The sequence below is a fragment of the Streptomyces sp. CNZ287 genome (assembly GCF_007827615.1).
Genome location: NZ_VISV01000013.1, coordinates 169,684 through 191,925, shown reverse-complemented (window position 1 = coordinate 191,925; position 22,242 = coordinate 169,684). Strand labels below are relative to the sequence as shown.

10 protein-coding genes and 1 pseudogene are annotated in these 22,242 nt (G+C 72.7%); 2 read left to right on the top strand and 9 right to left on the bottom strand.

What is annotated here, in order from left to right; genetic code table 11:
- Window positions 1-7 precede the first annotated feature (7 nt).
- From FB457_RS23150 to FB457_RS23130, 5 genes are read right to left on the bottom strand one after another with little or no spacing between them, the layout of a single operon-like run.
- Window positions 8-1,762 carry an acyl-CoA dehydrogenase family protein gene (locus FB457_RS23150; RefSeq protein WP_078898147.1) on the bottom strand — a complete coding sequence of 585 codons (1,755 nt, stop codon included), beginning with the start codon at window positions 1,760-1,762 and terminating at the stop codon, window positions 8-10.
- Window positions 1,759-3,384 carry an acyl-CoA dehydrogenase family protein gene (locus tag FB457_RS23145; RefSeq protein WP_107086192.1) on the bottom strand — a complete coding sequence of 542 codons (1,626 nt, stop codon included), beginning with the start codon at window positions 3,382-3,384 and terminating at the stop codon, window positions 1,759-1,761. The genes FB457_RS23150 and FB457_RS23145 overlap by 4 nt, the downstream gene beginning before the upstream one ends.
- A gap of 53 nt (window positions 3,385-3,437) precedes the next feature.
- Window positions 3,438-5,192 (bottom strand): fatty acyl-AMP ligase, encoded by a 1,755-nt coding sequence (locus FB457_RS23140; protein ID WP_145783094.1) that lies wholly within the window; start codon window positions 5,190-5,192, stop codon window positions 3,438-3,440.
- A complete protein-coding gene (locus tag FB457_RS23135) occupies window positions 5,189-6,904 on the bottom strand; it encodes a thioester reductase domain-containing protein (protein ID WP_047014886.1) in 1,716 nt (571 codons plus the stop codon). The genes FB457_RS23140 and FB457_RS23135 overlap by 4 nt, the downstream gene beginning before the upstream one ends.
- A 5-nt stretch (window positions 6,905-6,909) precedes the next feature.
- Window positions 6,910-14,109, bottom strand: a complete 7,200-nt coding sequence (locus FB457_RS23130) for a non-ribosomal peptide synthetase (protein ID WP_145783091.1) — start codon at window positions 14,107-14,109, stop codon at window positions 6,910-6,912.
- A gap of 241 nt (window positions 14,110-14,350) precedes the next feature.
- Between FB457_RS23130 and FB457_RS23125 the strand changes: the two genes are divergently transcribed.
- Together FB457_RS23125 and FB457_RS23120 are read left to right on the top strand one after the other, a co-directional pair.
- Window positions 14,351-15,580 (top strand): helix-turn-helix transcriptional regulator, encoded by a 1,230-nt coding sequence (locus FB457_RS23125; RefSeq protein WP_047014888.1) that lies wholly within the window; start codon window positions 14,351-14,353, stop codon window positions 15,578-15,580.
- Window positions 15,570-17,069, top strand: coding sequence for an MFS transporter (locus FB457_RS23120; RefSeq protein ID WP_253911154.1), 1,500 nt, complete (start codon window positions 15,570-15,572; stop codon window positions 17,067-17,069). The genes FB457_RS23125 and FB457_RS23120 overlap by 11 nt, the downstream gene beginning before the upstream one ends.
- Before the next feature lie 138 nt (window positions 17,070-17,207).
- On the opposite strand, the gene FB457_RS23115 is transcribed toward FB457_RS23120, so the two are convergent.
- From FB457_RS23115 to FB457_RS23100, 4 genes and pseudogenes are all read right to left on the bottom strand, one after another.
- On the bottom strand, window positions 17,208-17,768 hold the full coding sequence (locus FB457_RS23115) for a nitroreductase family protein (RefSeq protein WP_047014889.1): 561 nt from the start codon (window positions 17,766-17,768) through the stop codon (window positions 17,208-17,210).
- A 269-nt stretch (window positions 17,769-18,037) separates the two neighbouring features.
- Window positions 18,038-19,348 carry a S1 family serine peptidase gene (locus FB457_RS23110; protein ID WP_145783089.1) on the bottom strand — a complete coding sequence of 437 codons (1,311 nt, stop codon included), beginning with the start codon at window positions 19,346-19,348 and terminating at the stop codon, window positions 18,038-18,040.
- 123 nt (window positions 19,349-19,471) lie between these two features.
- Window positions 19,472-20,284 (bottom strand): trypsin-like serine protease, encoded by an 813-nt coding sequence (locus tag FB457_RS23105; protein WP_145783087.1) that lies wholly within the window; start codon window positions 20,282-20,284, stop codon window positions 19,472-19,474.
- 480 nt (window positions 20,285-20,764) lie between these two features.
- Window positions 20,765-22,036: pseudogene (locus FB457_RS23100) on the bottom strand (MFS transporter); the annotation flags it as partial.
- Window positions 22,037-22,242: the final 206 nt, after the last annotated feature.

Here is a 22,242-nt window from a genome sequence, read left to right as displayed (position 1 = left end):
GGGCGGTTCAGGCCCCGGTGGGGCGGCAGTCGAGGTCGAAGGTGAGGCCGGCGTCGAGGCGCCGGAGGAGTTCCGCGTGCAGCGGCTCGGCGAGGTGGCGCGGCAGGGGCTCGCGGTGGTGGTCCAGGTGGGCGCCGAGCCGGTGCAGCAGGGCGAGCGGGACGGCCGGGTTCGCGGCGCCGGGCGCGGTCTCCTTCGGGCAGCACCACCAAGTGTTCAGGCACGCAGACGCGGCCAGGACACCGGTCCAGCGAGTGGTGAGACCGAAGGCGTACGGGGGCGCGTCGGGCCCGATGAGGGTGGGGGCGAGACCGGCCGCGTCCTGGGTCAGCGCCGCCAGCTCCGCGCACCAGGCGCTGCCGGAGGCGGCGAGCGGGTCGTCCGCTGCCGCGGCGCCGGCGGCCGTGACGAGCGAACGGGCCAGTGGATCGCGGCCGCCGGCCGAGACCGCGAGGTCGCCGAAGGACAGGCCGGGCAGCGGCCGGTCGGCGCGGAAGGTGTCCGCGGGCAGCGCGGCGGCGGTATCGGAGCGCCAGCCGCGGCGCGCGGTGAGCGGCAGCTGCGGGAGCAGCGCGGACAGGCAGGAGACCCGAGAGGCGTGTCCGAACGCCGACGGCTGCACGTCCCGTAGCAGCTTCTGGAAGAGCGGCTGTTCACCGTCGCGCAGGTAGAACTGCGAGCCGAGCAGCTCCGACAGGCGGCTCACGGCGCGGATCAGGACCGTCGGCACGAGGGCCTTGACGGCGCTCGCGTAGACGCCCGCCTGGGCCGGCGCGGTGTGGGCGGCCCGGGCGGCGACCATGGTGAAGGTGTCCGTCAGCAGCAGGTCGGCGAAGACCTCCGTGAGGATCGACCGGGACAGCGGCAGATCCGCCGCGCGGGCGCCGTAGAGTGCGCGTCCGCGGCTGCCGCGCAGGGCGGTGCGCAGGGCGGTGTCGAGCAGGCCGATCGTCATGCCGGGCAGGGCGATGCGGGTGAGCTGGAACGAGCGCAGGGCGGTCTCCACGCCCTGCCCCGGGTGCCCGACGACGCTGTCGTCGGGCACCGGGCAGTCGGTGAACTCGACGCCGCCGAGTTGCACGCCGCGCATGCCTACGGTGGCGAACCGGTCCAGGTACCGTACGGCGCCGGCGGGCAGGTCCTCTGCGTCCAGGAGCAGCTGGGAGTGGCTGCGGCCGCCCTGGGCCGGGTCGGTGCGGGCGAAGAGCACCATGGTCTCGGCCCGCCGCAGGTTGGCCACGACCTCCTTGCGCCCGTTCAGGCGCAGCCGCCCGTCGGGTCCGGGAAGGGCGGTGAGGCCGGCCCGGGTGAGGTCGTTGCCGTGGTCGAGCTCGTGGTACGCGCAGGCCGCCCGGGCGCCGGACAGCAGCCGCCGGGCGAGGCGGGCGCGCTGTCCGGCGCTGCCGGCCGTCCACACGTTGACGGCGGCCATGAAGGAGCCGGCGCCGTAGCCGAGGCCCAGGCACGGGTCGCGCCGGTAGACGGTCCGCATGACGCGGACGAGGTCGTCGAGGCGGCCGAGCCGCCCGCCCAGCTCGACGGGGACGAAGTGGGCGTTCAGCCCGTACGCGGTCAGCAGTTCCTCACCGGCCCGGAGCATCTCGCCTCGTTCGTCGGCGGCCAGGACCGCGGCGCGGCCGGCCGGGTTCGCCGGGTCGCCGGCGTCCCCGAAGAACCTCTCCAGCCTGTCGGCGTCCCCGCCGCCGGCCGTCCCCGCCGCCGGCCGTGGTACGGGCTCGCCCACCGTGTTCGCCTCGGTCATGCGATCAGCTCCCCCGTCGGCTCGGCGAGTACCGCCACCGCCGGTTCGTACGCCTCCTGCGGCGCCTCGTGGCCCGGCCGCAGCAGTTCCAGGGCCCGTTCGAGGGCGGCGGTCAGGAGGGTGGCGCGCCGCGGGTCCCCGGGGTCCGCGAGCAGAAGGTGGGCAGCCGCGGCACCCGCGTAGCAGCGTTCGTAGCGGCGGGCCGCCCCGAACGCCTCGGGGGGTGCGTCGCGGCCTGCGGGCCGCAGGGCCGCCATGGCGTCCGCGACCGCCGCCGTCTCCTCGGCCAGCGCCCCGGCCAGGTCGCGGACCCGCCCCGGCAGGGTGCCCGCGGCGGCGAGCGCGGCGATCCGGCCGGCGACGGCGGGCAGCGCTTGCACCACGCTGCAGCCGGTACGGCTCACCAGCCGCAGCGCCCCGAAGTCCAGCGGGGGGACCGGACCGGCGGAGACGGCGGACGCGAGCCCCGCGCCGTCGTGCTCGCCGCTGGCGATCCGCCGGGCGAGCACGGGGAACTGGCCGATCAGCGCAGAGCGGTTCACCGCGGTGCTGCCGTCGAAGACGGCCACGACGCGATGGTCCCGCTCCAGCTTCTGGAAGCGGCCGTGCTCGTGGTGGCCGGTCAGGAAGCCGCGGGCGCCGAGGAGTTCGGCGAGGTCGTCGACGGCGAGCTGGACGATATCCGGCACGCCGGCCTTGACGACCGCCGACACCACGCTCATCTCACCGGTCAGGCAGTGCACGGAGCGCGCCGCCAGCAGCGAGGCGGCGTCGGCAAGCACGAGGGAGGCCGCGGCCCGCCCGAGCACCCGGCGGGCCAGCGGGAGCCGCAGCAGGGTGGTGCCGTACAGGGCGCGCCCGGCCGCGAACGCGTGGGCCAGCCGCAGCGCGTGCTCACCGGCGCCCAGCGACAGGGAGGTGCACACGGTCCTGGTCAGCTGGAGGGAGCGCAGCACGACGTCCAGGCCCTCACCGACCCGGCCGGTCAGGGCGTCTTCTGGTACGTACGCGCCCTCGAAGCGGACGCCGCTGATGTCAGCGCCCCGGATGCCGTGCGTGGGCTCCTTGGGCAGGGGCCGCCAACTGCCCGGCGCAAGCACCTCCTTGTCGACGAGGAACAGGCTGAACCCGCGCGGCCCGCCCGCGGGCGCCGTACGGGCCAGCACCGAGACGAACCGGCCGCGGGTGGCGTTGTTGACCGGCCACTTGGCGCCGTCGAGCCGCCAGCCCCCGTCCGGCGCGGGCTCGGCCGTCAGCTCGCCGGCCAGCAGGTCGCTGCCGTGCCCGGGCTCGGTCAGCCCCCAGGACACCACCGCGCCGTCCAGGACCCGGGCGGCGAGAACCCGCCGCTGGCCGTCCCGGCCCGCCACCCAGGTCGGCACCGAGCCCAGGAAGGTCTTGCCGTGTGCGACGGCGACGGTCACGTCCCGGCGGGCCACAGTGCGCAGCGCCGCGATGAGCTCCGGCAGGCCGCCGGGCGCGCCGCCCAGCCCGGCCGGCACGTAGGCGCGGGCGATGCCGCAGGCATCGAGGACCGCGGCGGCCTCGGTGGGGAACTCCTCCCGGTCGTCCAGCCGGGCGATGGCCGCCGGGTGGAACGGCCCGTCGGCCGCAGCCTCCATGGCCCTCTCCAGGCGGCCCGGCAGGCCGGTGGGCCAGTCAGCCGCGCCGCCGCTCACGCGCCCTCCCCGCTCACCAGCGCGCCCACCGCCGCCTCCAGATGAGTGTGGACGGGGGTGAGGGCGCCGTCGAGGAACAGCCGCCGCATCTCGGCGCGCTGCACCTTGCCGCTGGTCGTCTTGCGGACGGCACCCGGCCTGAGCAGGACCAGGCCGGCCGTGCGCACCCCGAACTCCTGGTAGACCGTGGTGCGCATGTCCCGGGCCAGCGCCTGGTACTGCTCGTCGGTGAACCGGCCGCGGACCTCGTGCAGCACGACGACCTCCTCCTGCGGTACGGACACGGTGAACGCGGTGCCGGCCAGCGTGGCGAGCGCGGGGTGCCGCAGCCGCAGTGCGTGCTCGACGTCCTGCGGGTAGAGGTTGCGGCCGTGCACGATCAGCAGGTCCTTGCTGCGCCCGGTCACATAGATCTCACCGTCCTGCAGGGCGCCCAGGTCGCCCGTGCGCAGGAAGGGGCCGGCGCCGTCCGCGGTACGGGCGCCGAAGGTCTCCTCGGTGGCATCCGGGCGGCCCCAGTAGCCCGTGGCCACGCTGGGACCGCGCAGCCATATCTCGCCCGTGGTGCCGTCGGGCAGCACCGTGCCGCCCTCGTCCACGATCTGTACCTCGAAGTCCGGTACGTCCCCGCAGCCCACCAGCTCGCGGACCGGCCCGCTGGGCAGCGGGGGCTGCAGGACGTGCTTCTCCAGGGCGTCGGAGTCGACGGCGGTGATCCGGGGCGGCCGGCCGGCCAGGCCGGACACGTACACGGTCGCCTCGGCCATCCCGTAGCAGGGGGCGAGGGCCTCGGCGCGGAACCCGGCAGGGGCGAAGCGGTCGGCGAAGTCGCGCACGGTGGACGGCTGGATCGGCTCCGAGCCGTTGGCCGCGAACCGCCACCCGGACAGGTCGAGCTGTTCCAGCTGGGCGTCGGTCACCCGGCGCACGCACAGCTCGTAGGCGAAGTTGGGCGCGGCCGAATACCCGAGGTCGTAGCGGTCGATGAGGTTGAGCCACTGGTGGGGGCGTTTGAGGAACGCCATCGGCGACATCAGCGCACAGCTGCTGCCGAGGAACAGGCTGGGCAGCAGCTGCCCCATCAGGCCCATGTCATGGTAAAGCGGTATCCACCCGCCGAAGTTGGTCTCTTCGGTCAGCCCGAGGGCGCGGCGCAGGCTGTCGGCGTTGTGCAGCAGGTTTCCGTGGTCGACCATGACGCCCTTGGGGTCGCCGGTGGACCCGGAGGTGTACTGGAGCATGACGAGGTCGCGGTGGGCGGCCGCGGGGTCGCGCCAGCGGTCGGCGGCGCCGAAGTACGCGCCGTCGCTTGCCGCCACGGTGAAGTCGAGGCCCTCGGCCTCGAGCCAGCGGCGAGCCTCGTCGACCTGCCCGGTGTCGGTGAGCGCCACGCTCACCCCGGCGTCCAGCGCGATGCCGGTGACCCTGCGCTGCTGGTACTGGAACTGACCCGGCATCGGCGAGGGCACCGCGATGGTGCCCGCGTACACGCAGCCCAGGAAGGCGGTGACGAAGGGCAGGCCCGGCGGGTGCAGCAGCAGGACGCGGTCGCCCGGCGCGCAGCGTTCCTGTAGCCAGGAGGCCACCCGGCGGGCCTCCGCGTCGAGCGCCGCGTAGTCGAGGGTGCGGGCGCCGTCGGCCGCGTCGTGGTCGTGGACGAAGGTGACCGCGGCGCGGCCGGGCCGTTCGCCGGCGTGGCGGCGCAGCAGGTGAACGGCGCTGGGCTCGTCCGGCAGCAGGGGTTCGGTCACGGGGCTTTCCTCTCCGCGGTCCTCTCCGCACGCGCGGGCAGGAAGTGGGTGGCTTCGAAGTGGTCGAGGTAGCGGCTGACGAGTTCGAGCCCGGGCGGCAGGCAGGTGATGCCCGAGCCGGTCAGCGCCGCCCGCAGGTTGGCGGTGCCGAAGACGGGTCGGCTGCCCCGGTAGCCCAGGTCCTCGGCCGGCTGGTCGGAGCCGAACAGGGGGAGGAAACGGGCGAGTTCGTTCTGCTCGCCGCTTTCGACGGCCCGGGTCAGTTCGGCGTACCAGTCGGCGTACGAGAGCCTGCGCAGCGGGTACCCGCACTCGTCGAGCAGGTCGACCAGCCGGTCCCAGGCGAGCGGACGGCCGCCCGGCAGGTTGAAGGCGGTGCCGTGGCCCTGTCCGCCGAGTGCGACGTGTGCGACCGCCGCGGCGCAGAAGTCGACCGGGGTCATCTCCAGGAACACGTCGAACTCCAGGGCCGCGCCGAGCTGGACGCACCCCTTGAGAGTGGCGTTGAGGAACGTGTCCTCGGCGCAGGCGCCGGTGGTCTGGGCGCCGGTGATCTGGCCGGGCCGGTAGACGCAGGTGGGCAGGCCCCGTTCGTGGGCCTGCGCCATCATGCGGTCGCCCACCCACTTGGTCTGCCGGTATCCGCCGACCACACCCTCGGGGCCGGTCGCCGCATCCTCCGGCCAGCGGTGCTCGCCGGGGCGGCCCGGATACACCGCGAGGGAGGAGATGTAGTGCACCGGCTTGATCAGGTGCCGGGCGGCGAGCCGCAGTACCTCCTGGGTGCCTAGCACGTTGACCGGCTTGAGCCGCCGGTACGGCAGCGCGTAGCTGGACCATGCGCCGTTGTGGACGATCATCTGCACGTCGCGGGCGAGGCGCCGGTATGTACCGTGGTCGAGGCCGAAGTACGGCCGGGCGAGGTCGCCGGGCACCCCGGTGAACCGGCTCTCGTCGCCGTCGCGCCACACCCCGTACCGCTCCATCGCCGTCCGGACCCGCCCCGCCGCTTGCCGCGGCGTGTCCGCGCGCACCAGGACGTACAGGTGGGCGCCGGACCGGTCGAGCAGCTCCCGCATCAGGAACGCCCCGGTGTAACCGGTTCCGCCGGTGAGCAGGACTGTGGTGTACGGCGCCGGGGCCGGTGGGGCGGCGTCGTCCGCCGGGGCGATGTCGGCGGGCAGGACGGCCTCCGCCGCCAGGTCCGTGCCGGAGATCGACCGCGGGTGCCGGCCGCCGTCCACTGTGGGCGCGGGGCCGTCCTGGGCACCGATGTGGCGGGCGAGACGTCCCAGGGTCGGGTGGTCGAACAGGCTGCGCAGGCTCACCTGGAGCCCGGTCGCCGCGCGCAGCCGGGCCGCCGTCTGGGCCGCTGCGAGGGAGTCGCCGCCGAGTTCGAAGAAGTTGTCCTTCTGGCCGACGCGGCCGACACCGAGCAGATCGGCCCAGATGTCGGCGAGCAGGATCTCCAGGGGCGTCTGCGGCGCGACGTAGGCGGTGCCGGCGCTCTCGCCGTCGGACACCGCGGGCAGCCGGCCGCGGTCTACCTTGCCGTTGGGCAGCTTGGGCAGCTCGGGCAGGACGACGAAGCGGGACGGGACCATCGCCTCCGGCAGCTGGTCGGCGGCGAACTCCCGCAGCCGGGTGCGGAAGGCGGCCCAGGCCGTCTGGGCCAGCGGATCGTTGGCCAGGGGCGGGGTGGGTGCGTTCACGGTCCCTACTGCTTCCTCGGCGGCCGGTCCGCCGGGTCGGATGCGGTCCGTCGCGGTGCGTGCCGTGCCTCGGCCCGGGGCTCGAAGACGACGTCGAACTCCCCGGTGCCGCCGGGCCGGGACGGCAGCAGCCGGACGGTACGGCCGTGCCGGTCGGCCAGCTCCGCGAGGTCCTCGGGGGCGACACCCTGGTCGGCCGATGCCTCCCACAGCGCGCGTTCCAGCCCCCACGCGGTCTGGTCCGGGGCCTGCCCGCGGCGCAGCAGGGACAGCGCGGCGAGGGGGCGTACCAGGCGTTCGTCGGGCAGACCGGTGACGGTCAGGGCCCGGTTCGCGGCGGTGCCCGCCAGCAGTTCCGCGAGGGCGCAGGGGCCGGGAAGGTCTGTCCACGGCAGCCGTTTGCCGTCGGTGTCGTCCGGGGCCCGGCGGGGGCCGTACAGCGTCACGTCCCAGCGGAAGCGGGTCAGCTCGTTGGCGTGGCGGCCGCGCTTGAGCTCGATGCGCAGGCCGAGTCCGGCGGCTGCGGCGAAGTCCTCGAAGAAGCCGGGGGTCAGGCACAGTTCGCGTTCCTCGGCGAGCGCGCGGGCCGAGGCGGCGGCCACCTCCCGGGCCGGGGCCAGCGGCGGCGCCAGGCGCAGCTGGGTGTCCGCGTGGAAGGCGGGCAGCAGCGCCAGGTCCCGGACGTCGCCGACGAAGACGGCGCCCTCGGGGCCGGCGACCCGGACCGCCTCGGTGAGGACGCGGCGCAGGTAGTCCGGGCCCGGGAAGTACTGCACGACGGAGTTGAACAGCACCAGGTCGGCGTCGGCGTCGGGCAGTTCGGCGAGGAGCGTGGCCTCGGCCTGGCGCAGGGTCACGTGCCCCGGCAGCGCCCCGTCCCGGGCGACCGAAGCGGCCGCGGCTGCCAGGGCCGACGGGGAGAGGTCGAGCCCCAGGTATGAGCCGGCGCCGGGGGCGAGACGGCGCAGGTACAGGCCGACGCCGACGCCGACGTCCACGATCCTGGCCCCGCCCGGCCTGTCCGCTCCGCCGATCCGGCGGATGCGGTCGACGGTGTGTCCGAGCCATTCCCGCATCTCGTGCACGGGTATGGGCCGCTTGGTGTAGCTGCTCAGCCAGCCGGCGAAGTCACTCGTGTCCTCCGTACCGGAGCCGGCGGGGCTCTGCTCGGCAGCCGGGTCACCGTTCTCAGCATCCGTGCCGGTGGTGTCGTCGGTGCCGGCCGGGCCGTCCGTGCGGGGGCTGTACGCGCCCTCCCACACGTCCCGCCAGCGGTCCACGTGCGCACGCTCGCCGTCGCCGTCCCCGGTACGAGCGGCCAGGGCCACGTAGGCGACGAGTTCCGCCCCGCCGCCCGCGGGCTGCGTGGCGACGACGGCGACCGAGGCGGCCTCCGGGTGGCGGGAGAGGACGCTCTCCACCTCGTCCGGCTCCACCCGGTGTCCGAGGATCTTCACCTGGCGGTCGATCCGGCCGAGGAACTCCAGCAGCCCGTCGGCCCGCCACCGCACCCGGTCCCCGGTGCGGTACCAGCGGCCTTCCACCGTCGCGACGAACCGTTCGGCGGTCAGCTCGGGCCGGTCCAGGTATCCTACCGCGACGCCGTCGCCGCCGATCCACAGCTCGCCGGCGACGCCGACGGGAGCCTCGCGGCCCTCCCCGGCGGCCACCCGTACGGTCGTGTTGGCGATCGGCCGGCCGATCGGCAACGCCGTAGCGTGGAGGTCCCGTTCGCGGTCGAGTTCGTGGACAGTCGACCAGATGGTCGTCTCGGTCGGGCCGTACATGTTGAACACCCGGACCGAGGGCAGCGCCGTCAGCAGCCGCCGGGCCAGCCCGGAGGGGAACGCCTCGCCGCCCACCAGCAGGGCTCGCAGCGGCAGCAGCGCGGCCAGCGCCGCCGGTTCGGCCGCCACCGCCGCGAGGAACGACGGGGTCGCCTGCACCAGGGTGACGGCGTGGCGGCCGAGGAGGTCTGGCAGGGAGTCCTCGCCGTCGGCGGGGGTGAGCCGTTCGATCATCCGCTCGCCGCCGACGACGACGGTTGCGCCGCGGGTCAGCGGCCACAGCAGTTCGAGCACGGAGATGTCGAACGAGATGCTGGTGAGCGCGAGGACGACGTCCTCACCGCCGAGCCCGATCCGCCGGTCCATGCCAGCGAAGAAGTTGGCGACGTTGCGGTGCAGCAGCACCGTCCCTTTGGGGCGGCCGGTCGAGCCGGAGGTGTAGATGACGTACACCGGGTCGTGAGCGCGGGGGCCCTCGTCCAGCGGCCCGGCGGGCCGGGCGGCGATGAGCTCCGCGTCCCGGTCGAGCCGTACGACGGTGCAGGCGGCCGGGTCCTCCGCCCCGCCGGCCTCGGAGACCAGGCCGTCCAGGGCGGCGTCCGCGGCGATGTAGCGGAGCCTGTCGGCGGGGAACCCCGGGTCCATGGGGACGTACGCGGCGCCCGTGCGGGCGATGGCGAGCAGGGTGACGACGAGGTCGGCCGAGCGCCCTATGCTCACGCCGATCCGGCTGCCGCGCCGGGCGCCGCCCGCCCGCAGGTGGTGGGCGAGCCGGGCGGCGCGCTCGTCGAGTTCGGCGTAGCTGAGGCGTTCTCGACCGTCGACGAGTGCGGTGGCCCGCGGAGCGGCGGCGATCTGCCGGTCGATCAGCCCGCTGACGGTCGCGCCGGTGTCGTAGGGCACCGCCGTGTCGTTCCAGCCGTCCACCAGGGCCTGTTCGTCCGTGCTGCGCAGTTCCGCGACCGGGGGCGCGGAGGGGTCGGCGGCGAGCGCGTCCAGGGCACGCCGGTAGTAACCCGCCAGGCGGTCGCAGAAGTCGGGATCCAGCAGGGAGGTGTCACAGTCCAGCCAGAGCCGCAGCCGGCCGCCGGCCGGGTCGACCAGGAAGTTCACGGCGAGCGGGAAGTCGGTTTCGGCGATGCCGAAGCCGTCCTGGATCGCCGACTCGGAGCCCCACCGCTGGTGGAAGTCCATGAAGTTGACGTACGAGTCCAGCGCGAGGTCCGGGTGGTCGCGCAGGACGCGGGCGTAGGGGTAGCGGCGGTGCGGCAGCGTGCGCTGCTCGTGCGCGTGGACACGGTGCGCCAGGTCCAGCCAGGAACCGCCGGACACGGTCAGACGCATCGGCAGCGTGTTGAGGAACACGCCGATCGCCTGGTCCCCGCCGTATACCTCCAGCCGGCCGTGGGCGACGACACCGGTGAGGATCTCGTCGCCCGGTGCCACCGTGTTCAGCACGACGGCGTGGGCGGCGGCCAGCAGGGACTTCGCGGGGAGCCCGGCGGCCCGTGCCGCTTCGGCGATGCGGGCGCCGGTCGACTGCTTCAGCGGCACGTCGAACCGTCGGTGCCGGGCGCCGGGCGGGTGGCCCGTGGTGCGGGTGGGCAGCGGTGCGGGTTCGGCTCCCGCCAGTTCCTCCGCCCAGAAGGCGCGGTGCTCCGGCTGCTCCGCCGCCCGCTGTTCCGCGGCGACGAACTCCCGGAAGGTGGAGGGGATCTCGGGCAGGAACAGGTCTTCGTGGGCGAGCGCGGCCCGGTAGCGGGCGACGATCTCGTCGAGCATCGCCGCGTCGCTCCAGCCGTCCAGCACCACATGGTGTTCGACCACGCCCAGTTGGAATGATCCCTCGTCCAGCGGGTGAGCGGTGAAGGCCAGCAGAGGGGCAGCGGTCAGATCGAAGTCGTGGTGCTTGGCCGCGTCGGCCCACTCGGCGAGCCGGGCGTCGCGTTCCCCGGCGCCCGCGCCGCGCAGCGCCCCGTCGACGGTGAGGGGGACCCGTACGTCACGGTGCACCAGTTGGAGCGGTTCGCCGAAGCCGGTCAGGTGGAAGGAGCTGCGCAGCGCCGGGTGCCGCCGGACCGTGGCGTCCAGGGCGGCGCGCAGTGGCCGCTCGTCGAAGGGCAGTCCGACGCGGATGCTGGTGACCACCCGGTAGACGGAGGAGTTCTCCTCGTACGCGGCGTGGAACACCATGCCGGACTGCATGCTGCTGAGCGGGTGGGCGTCGTCCAGGCCCTCGGGCAGCCGGTCCCGGTCGGCCGCGGACAGCAGCGAGAAGGGCCGGGTGCCGGGGACGGCCGGGGCGTGCGGCCGGGTGCGGCGGGCCAGGGCGCGTACGGTCGGCGCGTCGTACAGGTCCGGCAGGTCGAAGGTGTGCCCGGCGTGTTCCAGGGCGGTCCGCAGCCGGATGCTGAGCAGGGAATCGCCGCCCAGGGCGAAGAAGGAAGTGTCGACGTCGACGCGGGGGGTGCCGAGCACCGCCGCGAAGGCGTCGTGGACCCGCTGCTCGCTCTCGTCACGTGGTCCGGCCCGATCCGCCGCTGCGGACGGGCCGGTGCCGCCGGGGGAGGGGCAGGGGGCGGGAAGCGCGCGCCGGTCCACCTTGCCGTTGGGGGACAGGGGGAGGGCGTCGAGCAGCACGATCGCGGACGGCACCATGTACTCGGGCAGCCGCGCGGTCAGGGCCGCCGTCAGCTCCTCCGCACCGGTACCGGGGGCCACGGCGTGGGCGAGCAGCCGGTGCTGCCCGTCGGTCTGCCGGGGCGCGGTGACGACGGCCTGTTCGACCCCGGGCAGGGCCAGCAGCGCCGACTCGACCTCGCCCGGCTCGATGCGGAAGCCGCGGATCTTCACCTGGTGGTCGATCCGGCCGCGGTACTCGACCGTGCCGTCCTCGTGCAGCACGGCGAGGTCGCCGGTGCGGTAGAGCACGCCGCCGCCCGGCGTGTACGGGTCGTCGACGAAGCGCTCCGCGGTCTGCGCGGGCCGGTTGAGGTAGCCGGCGGCAACCTGGACGCCGCCGATGTGGAGCTCTCCGGGCAGGCCGAACGGCAGCAACTCGCCGCCCGGGTCGAGGACGTACAGGCTGGTGTTGGCGACGGCGCGGCCGATCGGCACCGGACCTTCCGCGTGCCGCTCGGTGCATCTGAGGTGGGTGACGTCGACGGCGGCCTCGGTCGGCCCGTAGAGGTTGTACAGGCCGGGGGCGCCGGCCGAGGGTCCGTACACGGCGAAGAACCGGGCCACGGTCTCCGGCCGCAGCGCCTCGCCGCTGCACACCACGCGGCGCAGCCCCGTCAGTCCGGCCGCGCCGGGCTCGGCCAGGAAGAGGTCGAGCATCGGCGGCACGAAGTGCAGGGTGGTCACACCGTGGTCCCGTACGGAGGCGGCGACGGCCCGGGGGTCGCGGTGGGCGCCGGGGGCGAGAAGGTGCAGCCGGGCACCGGCAAGCAGGGGCCAGAAGAACTCCCAGACCGACACGTCGAAGGTGAACGGCGTCTTCTGCAGCACGCACTCTCCGGCTTCGAGGGCGTACTCCTCCTGCATCCACAGCAGGCGGTTGACCACGCCGCGGTGGGCTATGGGGACGCCCTTGGGGGTGCCGGTCGAGCCCGACGTGTAGATGACGTACGCGATGTCGGCGGCGCTACCGGTGGGCAGCGGGTCGCCGCCGGATGGCAGGGCGGGCAGCACCTCGTCGACGGCGACAACCCGTATACCGGCACCGGGCGCTCCGTCGGCGAGCCGTGCGATGGTCAGGACGGTGGTGACGGCCGCGTCCTCGATCTGGAAGGCGACGCGCGCCGCGGGCAGTTCGGGATCCAGCGGCAGATAGGCACCACCGGCCATGAGGACGGCGAGCAAGGAGACGACCAGGTGCACCGAGCGCTCCTGGTATACGCCGACGACCGTTCCAGGTGCCACGTCGCGCTCGCCCAGGTGGTGGGCCAGCCGACGGGCGTGGTCGACCAGTTGGCGGTAGGTCAGCGTCGTCGTGCCGTCGGTGACGGCCACGGCGTCGGGGGTGCGACGGGCCTGGGACTCGATCAGTTCGTGCAGCCGGGTGTCCAGGGGGTAGTCGCGCCGGTACGGGGCACCCGCGGCGAGTACGGCGCGGCGCTCTTCGTCGTCGGTCAACGGCAGTCGTCCCACCTGCAGGTCCGGGTCGGCGAGCGCCGTGCGCAGCAGGGTGAGCAGCCGACGGGTGTGGGCCGCGGGGGCGCCGGGCGGGTGCAACTCGGGGTTGGCGTCGGCGTTCAGCCGTACCCGGGTGGCGCGGGCGTCGGAGAAGACGTCGAAGCGCAGGTCGTCGACCGGGCCGGAGGACAGGTGGTGCGCGGTGCTCGGCATGTCCCCGAAGAAGACCTCGGCGTCGAAGGTGACCACGTTGACGGTGGTTCCGGCGAGCGGCTCGCGGCGTCCTTCGGGGAACAGCTCCCGGTGCAGCCACTCGCCGCGGAAGCGCTGGTGGCGCAGGGCGAGGCCGAGTTCCCGCGACGCCCCGGCGGCCAGTTCGGCGAAGGAGGCGGAGCGGGGCACCGGGATACGTACGGGCAGTTCGTTCGTGAACATGGCCGGGGTGCCGAGTGCCCCGCTGCTGGGGCGCGCGGGCAGCGGCACCCGCAGCAGCGTTTCCTCGGTGCCGGTCAGCCTGCCCTGGTAGGCGGCCACGGCCGCCACGAACAGCGCGGAGGGACGGACCCCCAGCCGCCGGGCGGCGTCCCGCAGCAGCGCGGTGTCGGCCGGTACAAGATCGGTGGTGCGGCGCAGCAGCCCGCCTGCTGCGCCGGTGCGCCGGTCGCCCAGGCTCACAGGGGCAGGGCGGTCGGCGAACCGGTCGAGCCAGTAGGCACGGTCGCGTACGAAGGCGGGCGTGTCCGGGTAGGCCCCGTCCGCAGCGACCAGGTCGCGCAGCGGCAGGGGGCGCGCGGCGGGTGGTGCGGCGCCGGAGGCGAGCGCGGTGTACACCGCGGCGATGCGCCGGACATGGACTGTGTGGCCGAGTCCGTCCATGACCACGTGGTGGTAGCGCAGGTAGAACAACGAGCTGTCCGCGGACTCCCGGATGAGCACGTGCCGGATCAGCGGGTCGGCCGTCAGCTCCACCGGCCGGGAGAGGTCCTCGCGCATCCAGCCCTCGGCCGCGGCCCGGGGGTCCTCGGTAGCCGTGAGGTCCAGCACGTCGAGGGCGTGAGCTTCGGCCGGGGGCAGTACGGTCTGGCCGGGACTGCCGTCGTCCTCCAGCCGCACGCGCAGCGCATCGGCCTCGCCGAGTGCGACCGCGACAGCCTGGCTGAGCAACCCGGCGTCGACAGGACCGTGGATCTCCAGATAGCTGGCGCAGTTGTACCGCGGGTTCGCTGGGCTCAGCTGCTGTGCGGCCCACACGCCTGACTGCGCGGCCGTCAATGGAAGCATGTCGATCGTGACTCTTCCCCCGTAGTAATCGCTCTGAGGCTGGCTGACGCGCCTCGGGCCGTTCAAAGCTGCCAAAAGATCTGCGAATCATCTACTACTTGTTCGAGTAGTTGACGAGTGCGAGGAGGCTGGGGTAAATCGCTGCGACGGATCCGGAATCCGTCCAGCATCGGGAATCAGGTCCGGAGTTGGCCCTCTGTCAGTTAATGTCGGTCGCCGTACCACGCACCCAGGGGGAGAAATGGAGCTGCACGGCCGTGTCTATGAACTAAGCGTCATGTATGGACGGTTGCACCGGATGCGGCATGAGCAGAGTGGACTGATTCTGCTCAATGGCCCGAAGGGCTGCGGAAAGACCGTTTTGTTGGATCGCATTACGGACACTGCGCGGCGGGCCGGCTTCGACGTCGTGAACGGCCGCATGGCGCACCGCAAGAAGTTGCTATTGGCAGCTTCTTTTGGTTTTCTGGCGTTCTCCAGTCCGGACCAGCCGGACAACCCCGCGTCCGGGCCGGACCTGCTGGAAGAAGCCCTCGGTGCGGAGCTGCCGGCGCACGGTCGGACCGCGGCCCGGCCCGTGCTCGTCGCCCTGGACGATGTGTCCTGGGGTGATCCCCACGTCCAGGCCGCGCTGCGCGGGCTGCCCGCCGCGTTGCCGACCCGTCCGGTGCTGTGGCTGTTGTCGGGCACCGGAGGTCCCGCCCCGCATGTGCCGATCCAGCACCCGGACGCGGTCGGCCTCGCTCTCGGTCCGCTGAACGGCCGAGACGCGCTGCGGATGGCAGCGGAGCGGCTCGGTGGAGCACCAGACGAATTGATACAACGCCTGGTCGCGGCCTGCGGCGGGCATCCCGCGCTGCTGGGGGCGGTGCTGGATGAACTGGTCGCCGACGGCGGTTGCCGCGTATGCGGCCGGGTTGCCGCCCTGGTGCCGGCAATGCTTCCGCCACGGGTCGTGACCGCTCTGCTGCGCACGGACCCCCGACTGTCCGGCCCGGCCCGGGACCTCCTCCACGCGGTCGCGGCCAGGAGGCTCCCGCCGCGGATGAGTGAACTGCTGCGCCTCCCGGCCAGTCAGGCAGTCTCCACGCTGGCTTCCGCGCAGGAGGCGACGGAGGCCGGCGTGCTCGTCCTCGACGGCGACCGACTGCACTTCCGCCACCCCCTGCTCCAGCAGGCCGCCGAGCTGCTGCACTACGAGCGGCCGGCCGCACGGGCGGGCGAACTGCTGAGCCCCACCGAGGAGGCCGTCACGCGGCTCGTCGCCGCAGGCCTAACGAACCGTCAGATAGCGTCCCGAATCAATCTGTCACCGCACACCGTCAACTTCCACCTCCGGAAGATCTTCCAGAAGCTCGGCGTCTCCTCGCGCGTCGAACTGGTGGGGGCCCGTCTCCACCTGCTAGACCCCGCGTCCGACGCCGGCCACCCACCCCCCGCCCCCGAGAGCAGGCCCGCGCATGCAGGATGACAAGACAGTCGCCGTAACCGACCGGGGCAAGACGGCGGACCCCCCCGCGGGCGGCAGTGACGGCCCGCCGCCGCTGCCGCCCGCCCAGGTCAGGGCAATGATCCTGGTCGCGATGGCTGCCACGTTCATGGCGATGATGGACTCCTACATCGTCAACGTTGCCATCCCGTCCATCCGCTCGGACCTCGGCGCCTCGGTCTCCGCCGCCGAGATGACCGTCGGCGGCTACATCCTGGTCTACGGGCTGTTCCTGGTCACTGGCGGCCGCCTCGGCGACATCGTGGGCTACAAGCGGATGTTCCTCGCCGGCCTCGGGCTGTTCACCGTCGCCTCGCTGTGCTGCGGCGTCGCGCCCAGCCCCGAGACCCTCATAGCGTTCCGCTGCTTCCAGGGCTTCGCGGCGGCCCTGTTCTTCCCTCAGATCCTCTCCATCATCCAGACCTCCTTCGAGGGGGCCCGGCGCGACCGGGCCCTCGCCTTGTTCGGCGCTACCATTGGGCTGGCCGCGATCACCGGCCAGTTGATCGGCGGCGTCCTGGTCCACCTCGACCTCTTCGGCTGGGGCTGGCGGCCGATTTTCCTGGTCAACCTGCCGCTTGGCCTGGCCGCCATCGCCGGTGCCGCGCTGACCATGCCCGGCGTCCGCAGCCCTCAGCGGCCCCGGCTGGACCTGCCGGGCGTCGGCCTGCTCACGCTGGCCCTGCTGCTGCTCTCCTTCCCGCTGGCTGAGGGCCGTACGGCCGGCTGGCCCCTGTGGAGCTACGCGATGCTGGTGGCGTCCGTGCCGTGCTTCGTCGCGTTCGGCTGGTGGCAGCGCCGGCTGTCCGACGGCGGCGGCCAGCCCTTGATCAGCCCGCCCCTGCTGCGGCTGCGCGCGTACCGCTCCGGCAACGCGCTGTTCTTCGCGTTCTTCGCCTGCAACGCCGGGCTGTTCTTCGTCCTCGCCGTACAGTTGCAGAGTGGACTCGGCTACTCGGCCCTGGAGTCCGGCCTGCTGTTCGCCCCGCTGGGCATCGCGTTCACAGCCACCTCCATGGCCTTGCCCAGGATCATGCCGCGGCTCGGTCTGCACGTCCTGACCGCCGGATACGGCCTCAACGCACTCGGCTACCTGCTCCTGCTCCTCACCACGCTGGCCGTCGGCGACTCGCTGTCGGGCCCGATCCTGATCCCCGCCCTCGTCATCATCGGGGTGGGACAGGGCCTGGGCGTCAGCCCGCTGCTCGGCGCCGCGCTCACCGGCGTACCGCCGCAGGAGGCCGGCAGTGCGGCGGGCGTGCTGGAGACCGTGGGCCAGCTCGGCATGTCCCTCGGCATCACCCTGGTGGGCCTGGTCTACTTCAGCACCCTCGGCGACGGGATGTCGCAGCACGAGTACGTGCACGCGTTCACCGTGACGCTGGTGCTCAATCTGGCGCTGTCCCTGCTCGCCCTGGCGTTCGTGCCCCCGCTGCGCAAGACCGCGGCCGCAGCCCAGGCGGCCCACTGAGCCGCCGTGTCCCGCCGCCGACTCGTCGACCGCTTCTCCGGGGAAGGAAGTAAGGAATCCTGTCGAGGGTCTGATCGGCGAGCTCAGAATCCTGGCGGCGCATCGCCACCCGCTACAACAAGACCCTCGACGGTTCCTTTACTCCGCCGGTGACCAGGGAGCGGAGCGCACGTGCGCGATGCTGCGGCGGTCACGGCCCTCCGGAGGCCCGCCGGCCGCCTTGCCCACGGCGACTATGGAGACGATCACCCAACCCGGATTCGGGTCAAGCTCCTTGGTGAGCCCTTCCAGGTCGAAGGCCCGGAACTGGTGCGCAGCCAGCCCCATGGCCTGGGCCTGAACAGTCATGTGGGCGACGGCCTGGCCGAGGTCGTAGTCCGCGAACTCGGAGTAGAGCAGCTGCGTGTCATCCACGTACCGGCGTGCAAGCGTGACGACGAGCAGGCCCGCATCCGTCGCCCAGCGGGCCGAGCTCGGCGCAAGGTGAGGGAGCACCCGGTCGTGCTCCGGCTCACGCGGCCTGCCGGTGAAGAAGGCCCACGGCTGAGAGTTCCCCGCCGACGGCGCCCACCGTGCGGCTTCCAGCAGCAGCCCGAGGGCTTGGTCGTCGACAACCGCCGACGGATCGAACCGGTAGGGGCTGAAACGCCCGGCAAGCAGTGGGTGTATGCCGCTGGCGGGTTCCTGGGGATGTTGCATGGTGTATTGGCCTGGGAGGTTGTGAACGCGGCTGATGGGAGGTTTGTCGCCGAGTGCGGTTGGCTGCGGTGGCGGTTGTAGGTGTGCAGCCATTTTGGCAGTACTCGGCGGCGTTCGGTCTCGGTTCGGTGGGTGGGTGTGCAGGCCCATTCGTCGAGCAGGGTGCGGTGGCCCTCGGGGAGTATCGGAACGGAGAACAGCGGTAGCGAAATGATCTCGGTTCCGGTTTGGTGGCGTTCCCGCGGTTGCGTGCAGGGCGCCCGTGGCAGTCAGCGGGTGTGGATCGTCACGTCCAGGCGGTCCTCCGTCCTCGGGAGACTGGTGAAGTAGTCGTAGTTGCCGCCCTGGTCACCGTGGCAGCTTTCGGCGCCGCCCTTGTGTATGCCGTAGGCGATCCGCTTGCCACCGCTCGGCCGGTACCACCCGCCGCCGCTGTCACCCGGGCAGGCGTCGTGGCCCACGACGCGTATGTAGCCGTTGCCGACGACGCCGTCGATCGTGCCGCAGTCGCTGCCGTTCTCCGGGTTGTGCTGGGCGGACAGGCACACGATCTGCCCGTTCTGGATGCCGGACTCGCTCGTCAGCCGGCCGGTCACGGGGTCCGGATCGTCGTGGTCGCCGGGATTGTAGAGCCAGCCCAGCGGCGAACTCAGCCAGTGGGTGTTCTCCACCCGGGCCCTGGCCACGTCGGTCCCGGAGTCATTGTCGAAGACCACCCGGTCGAAGTTCCCGATCGTCCAGTTGCTGTGCTTGAGCCGCTCACCCTTCTCGCCGCAGTGACCCGCGGTGATCGCGAACTTCCGCTTCGGGTGATCGTTCTCGTAGGCCGTGAAACCCAGCGAGCAACCCACGTCGGGACTCTTCACCGAGATGCCGCCGCGCAGCGGCTTGCTGCGGTCGGCCCGCGAATTGCAGACCTCGTCGACGATCGGAAGCCCTGACGGATCGGTGGTGCTGCGCGGCCTGATCTGAAAGGTGTCCGGCACCGCCATGGTCTCGTTGCGTGCGGCCTTGAGATCGGCGGGTGCCAGGCCGGCCACCACCCGGTTCGCCTCCACGTCCACGGCCGCGTCGCCCTTGGCGGCCCCGCCCAGCGCGCGGTGCTCACCGGCGCGCGCCTGCTCGGCCTCGGCGGTGAGCCGCGCGTAGCTGTAATCCACCTGGTGCACCTCTGCCTTGACGCCGCTGTCCACGGCGAGCGCGGCGAAGCGGTCGGCCGCCTCGGCTGTGGTCGCCTGCAGGTGCTGGGTGTCGGTCGCCCCGTCGTACCAGGAGCCTCCGAACGTACCGGCATTGTCCCTGGCCAGTCGGGTGATGAGGGCGACCCGCCCGTCCTCGGCCTGGATGCGACGCCATGCCTCCTCGTCGCTCACCCCGGGGAATCTCTCCTGGAACGCCCGGACGGCACCGGGATTTCCTGCGGCGGCCGGGCTGTCGGCGGCGCCCGCCCCGGTGATGTCACCGCTGCCGGCCTCCCAGATGACCGCACTGGCCGGTGTCAGGTAGAACATGGCTCCGGCGGATGCCACGCCCGCCACCAGTGCGAGCGTCGTCCGCCGTCTGCCCCGTCCCTTAGCCATAGTGCCCCCTCGCTTCTTCCTATTTCTTCTGCCGGTACGGACGGAGAACACGGCTGGTCCTGCCGCATATCGAGCGGGACCGGCGCCGGGGGCCGTCCCCGGACATGGACGTGCGGCCGACGATCAGGTGTGGCTGTCGATCCACTTCTCGTACTCCGGCACGGCCACCCCCACGTCGGGATCGGTGGCGCACTCTCCGTCGCCCAGGCCGCGACTGACCACGCCGACGAGTTCCCAGCGGCCACCGGTCTTCTGCAGCCCGGGTGACCCGGAATCGCCGCTGCACAGGCCGGCCTCTGGCTCCGGGCTGTTGCAGAAGTCGCCCTCGGCGATGTCCCACTCCGTGCCGCCCATGCAGTCGGAGTCCGCCGTCACGGTGGTGTCGAGCTGGTTGAGGTAGCGGGGCGAGATCTCGTTGCCGAAGTACGGGTCCCCCCAGCCGTACCAGCGCAGGGCGCTTCCGGGCGCGCCCACCTCGTTCGCGATCCGGACCGGCTCCTGGTCCACCGGCCGGGCGAGTTTGAGCAGCGCGAGGTCCCCCTTCTGCAGCTCGGACCCGCTGAACCAGTCGGGGTGAACCTCGATCTCGTCGACGCCCACGAAAGTGCCACCGCTGAGCCGGTCGTTGGACCCGACCCTGGCGTGGAAGTTCTCGGGCGCGGTGACGGCGCCGGTGTCGCGGTCACTGACGCAGTGGGCGGCGGTGAGCACGTACCGCTCATCTATGAGGGAGCCGCCACAGCGGAAGGTGAACTCGCCGCTGTCCCGCAGCATCTCGATCGCCGTGATGAACGGCACGGGCCCGGTGGCCTCGGTGCCCCCGACGATCGCGCCGGCGGTCCCGTGGAAGGCGGCCAGCAGTCCGACGGAGAGCGCGGCCGAGGCCCCGCCCCGTATCAGTGCCCGCCGGCCTCGTACGGGAGATACCTGGCTCATATGGATTCCCTCGTGTGGCTTGGCTGTGAGTGTGTGCAGCGTGCCGCACCCACCTGGTGTGGCACCTTGAAGAAACCTGACCAACCCGTCCGGCTGAACAACGGCGGGCGGAAGATCCTCCGGAGCCTCGACAGCGACAGCACCCGATCTGCGTCACGGCCGTTGTCGAGGATCACCAGATCCCGCGCCGACCGGTCAGCAGGCTGCGGAACAGCCCTGCACGCGTCTGTGCCCCCAGCGCAGTGCCAACGCGGTCCTCCCCACCCCGGCCACGGGTTAGCCGTGGGCGGCTTGTCGTTTCGCCGTGCGGTGTGCCGCGGTGTCTTCGGGGGAGGCCGTCCATGGCCCGGCGGGCGAAGGCCAGGAGATCCCGGGCTTTCCCGCCCGTGATCGGCCTGCGCGAGTTGCTCCAGCGCCTCAGCGCAGGCCGACGGGAGCGGCGGCGGTGGAGTTCGACACGGGGTGATCTGCGCGTCGTCGTCAGCTTGCGGCCGGTGTCCTGGCGTCCGCAGAGCCGTGCTCCGGGGCGTAGAGCTGATCCGTCGCCGCAGCCGGGGGGTGAGCGTCGGCGCCCGGCACGTCGTTCACCGAGACCCGGCCTCCGGGCAGGACCAGGGCGACCAGCGCGGCCAGTACGTAGAGTCCGATCACGGTGAGCAGGCCGCCGATGACCGCGTCGGTCGGTGGCTTGCCTCCCTCGAGCATGGCGAAGTAGACGGTCGCGACGATCGCGATGCCGGTGGCGACACCGACCTGGATGGAGGTGTTCATCATCGAAGAGGCCGCACCCGAGGCCGTCTTCGGGATCTTGGCAAGCACGATGGTCATGAGCGTGCCGGCGACCATCGCCAGGCCCAGACCCGCCACGACCATGCCGGGTGCCAGGTGCCACCACTCCAGCGAGCCGGCGTAGCGGTCCACAGCCGCTGCGGTGAGCGCCATGCCGACGGTGATCACAGTGCAGCCGAGCAGCACCACCAGCCGGCCGAGGGCCATCAGCTTCGGCGCCACGGCCGAACCGATGCCGACGCCGGCGGTGAACGTTGCCAGGGCGACCGCTGTACGCAGCGGGGAGTACCCCTCGCCCTGCTGGAGATGGACGGTGAGCACGAGTTGGTAGGCCATGCCGGAGAAGAACAGCACGGCCACCAGGAGTCCGCCGACCGCGCCACGGTGCCGGAACAACTCGGGGTCGATGACCGGCGAGCCACCACGCCGCTTGACCCGGCCCTCGTAGCGGACGAACAGCCACAGCACCGGCGGCGACGCAGCCATCAGGACGAAGACCCACCACGGCCAGTCCAGCTCCCGCCCCTGCACCAGGGGGAACAGCAGCAAGAGCAGGCCAAGGGTCGCGATCAGGCTGCCGGGCACGTCGACGCTCTCACGCTGCGCACCGTGCGACTCACGGGTCAGGAACGCCGCCGCCACGAAGGCGGCGATTCCCAGCGGCACGTTGATGAAGAAGACGGGCCGCCAGTCCAGGCCGAACAGGTCGGCCTCCAGAAGCACCCCGCCGAGTACCGGGCCGCCGATGCCGCCGACGGCGAAGGTCATCCCGTAGACCGACATGGCCTTCGGCTGCTCCGCCCGCGGAAAGTCGCCCTGCAGCATGGCCAGCACCTGGGGCACCATCATCGCGGCCGCGGCACCCTGGAAGAAGCGTGAGGCGATGAGCATCTCGGGGTTCACGGACAGGCCCGCGAGGGTGGAGGTGACCACGAAGCCGGCCAGTCCGGTCAGGAGCCGCCGCCTGCCGAACCGGGGCTACACGCTGGCGTTCGCCGCGGCCACTATTTTGCCTTCGCGGGTATGTCAATGTCCGTCTGGGGCGAGGTCGTGGCGGCCGTCGTCGCCGGGTGGTTCACCGCGCAAGCCGCCGGTGGAGCAAGGCCGGGACCGGGCCGCCCGCGAGTGCTTCAGATCGGATGCCGAGGACGGCCCCGGTCAGTCCCGGA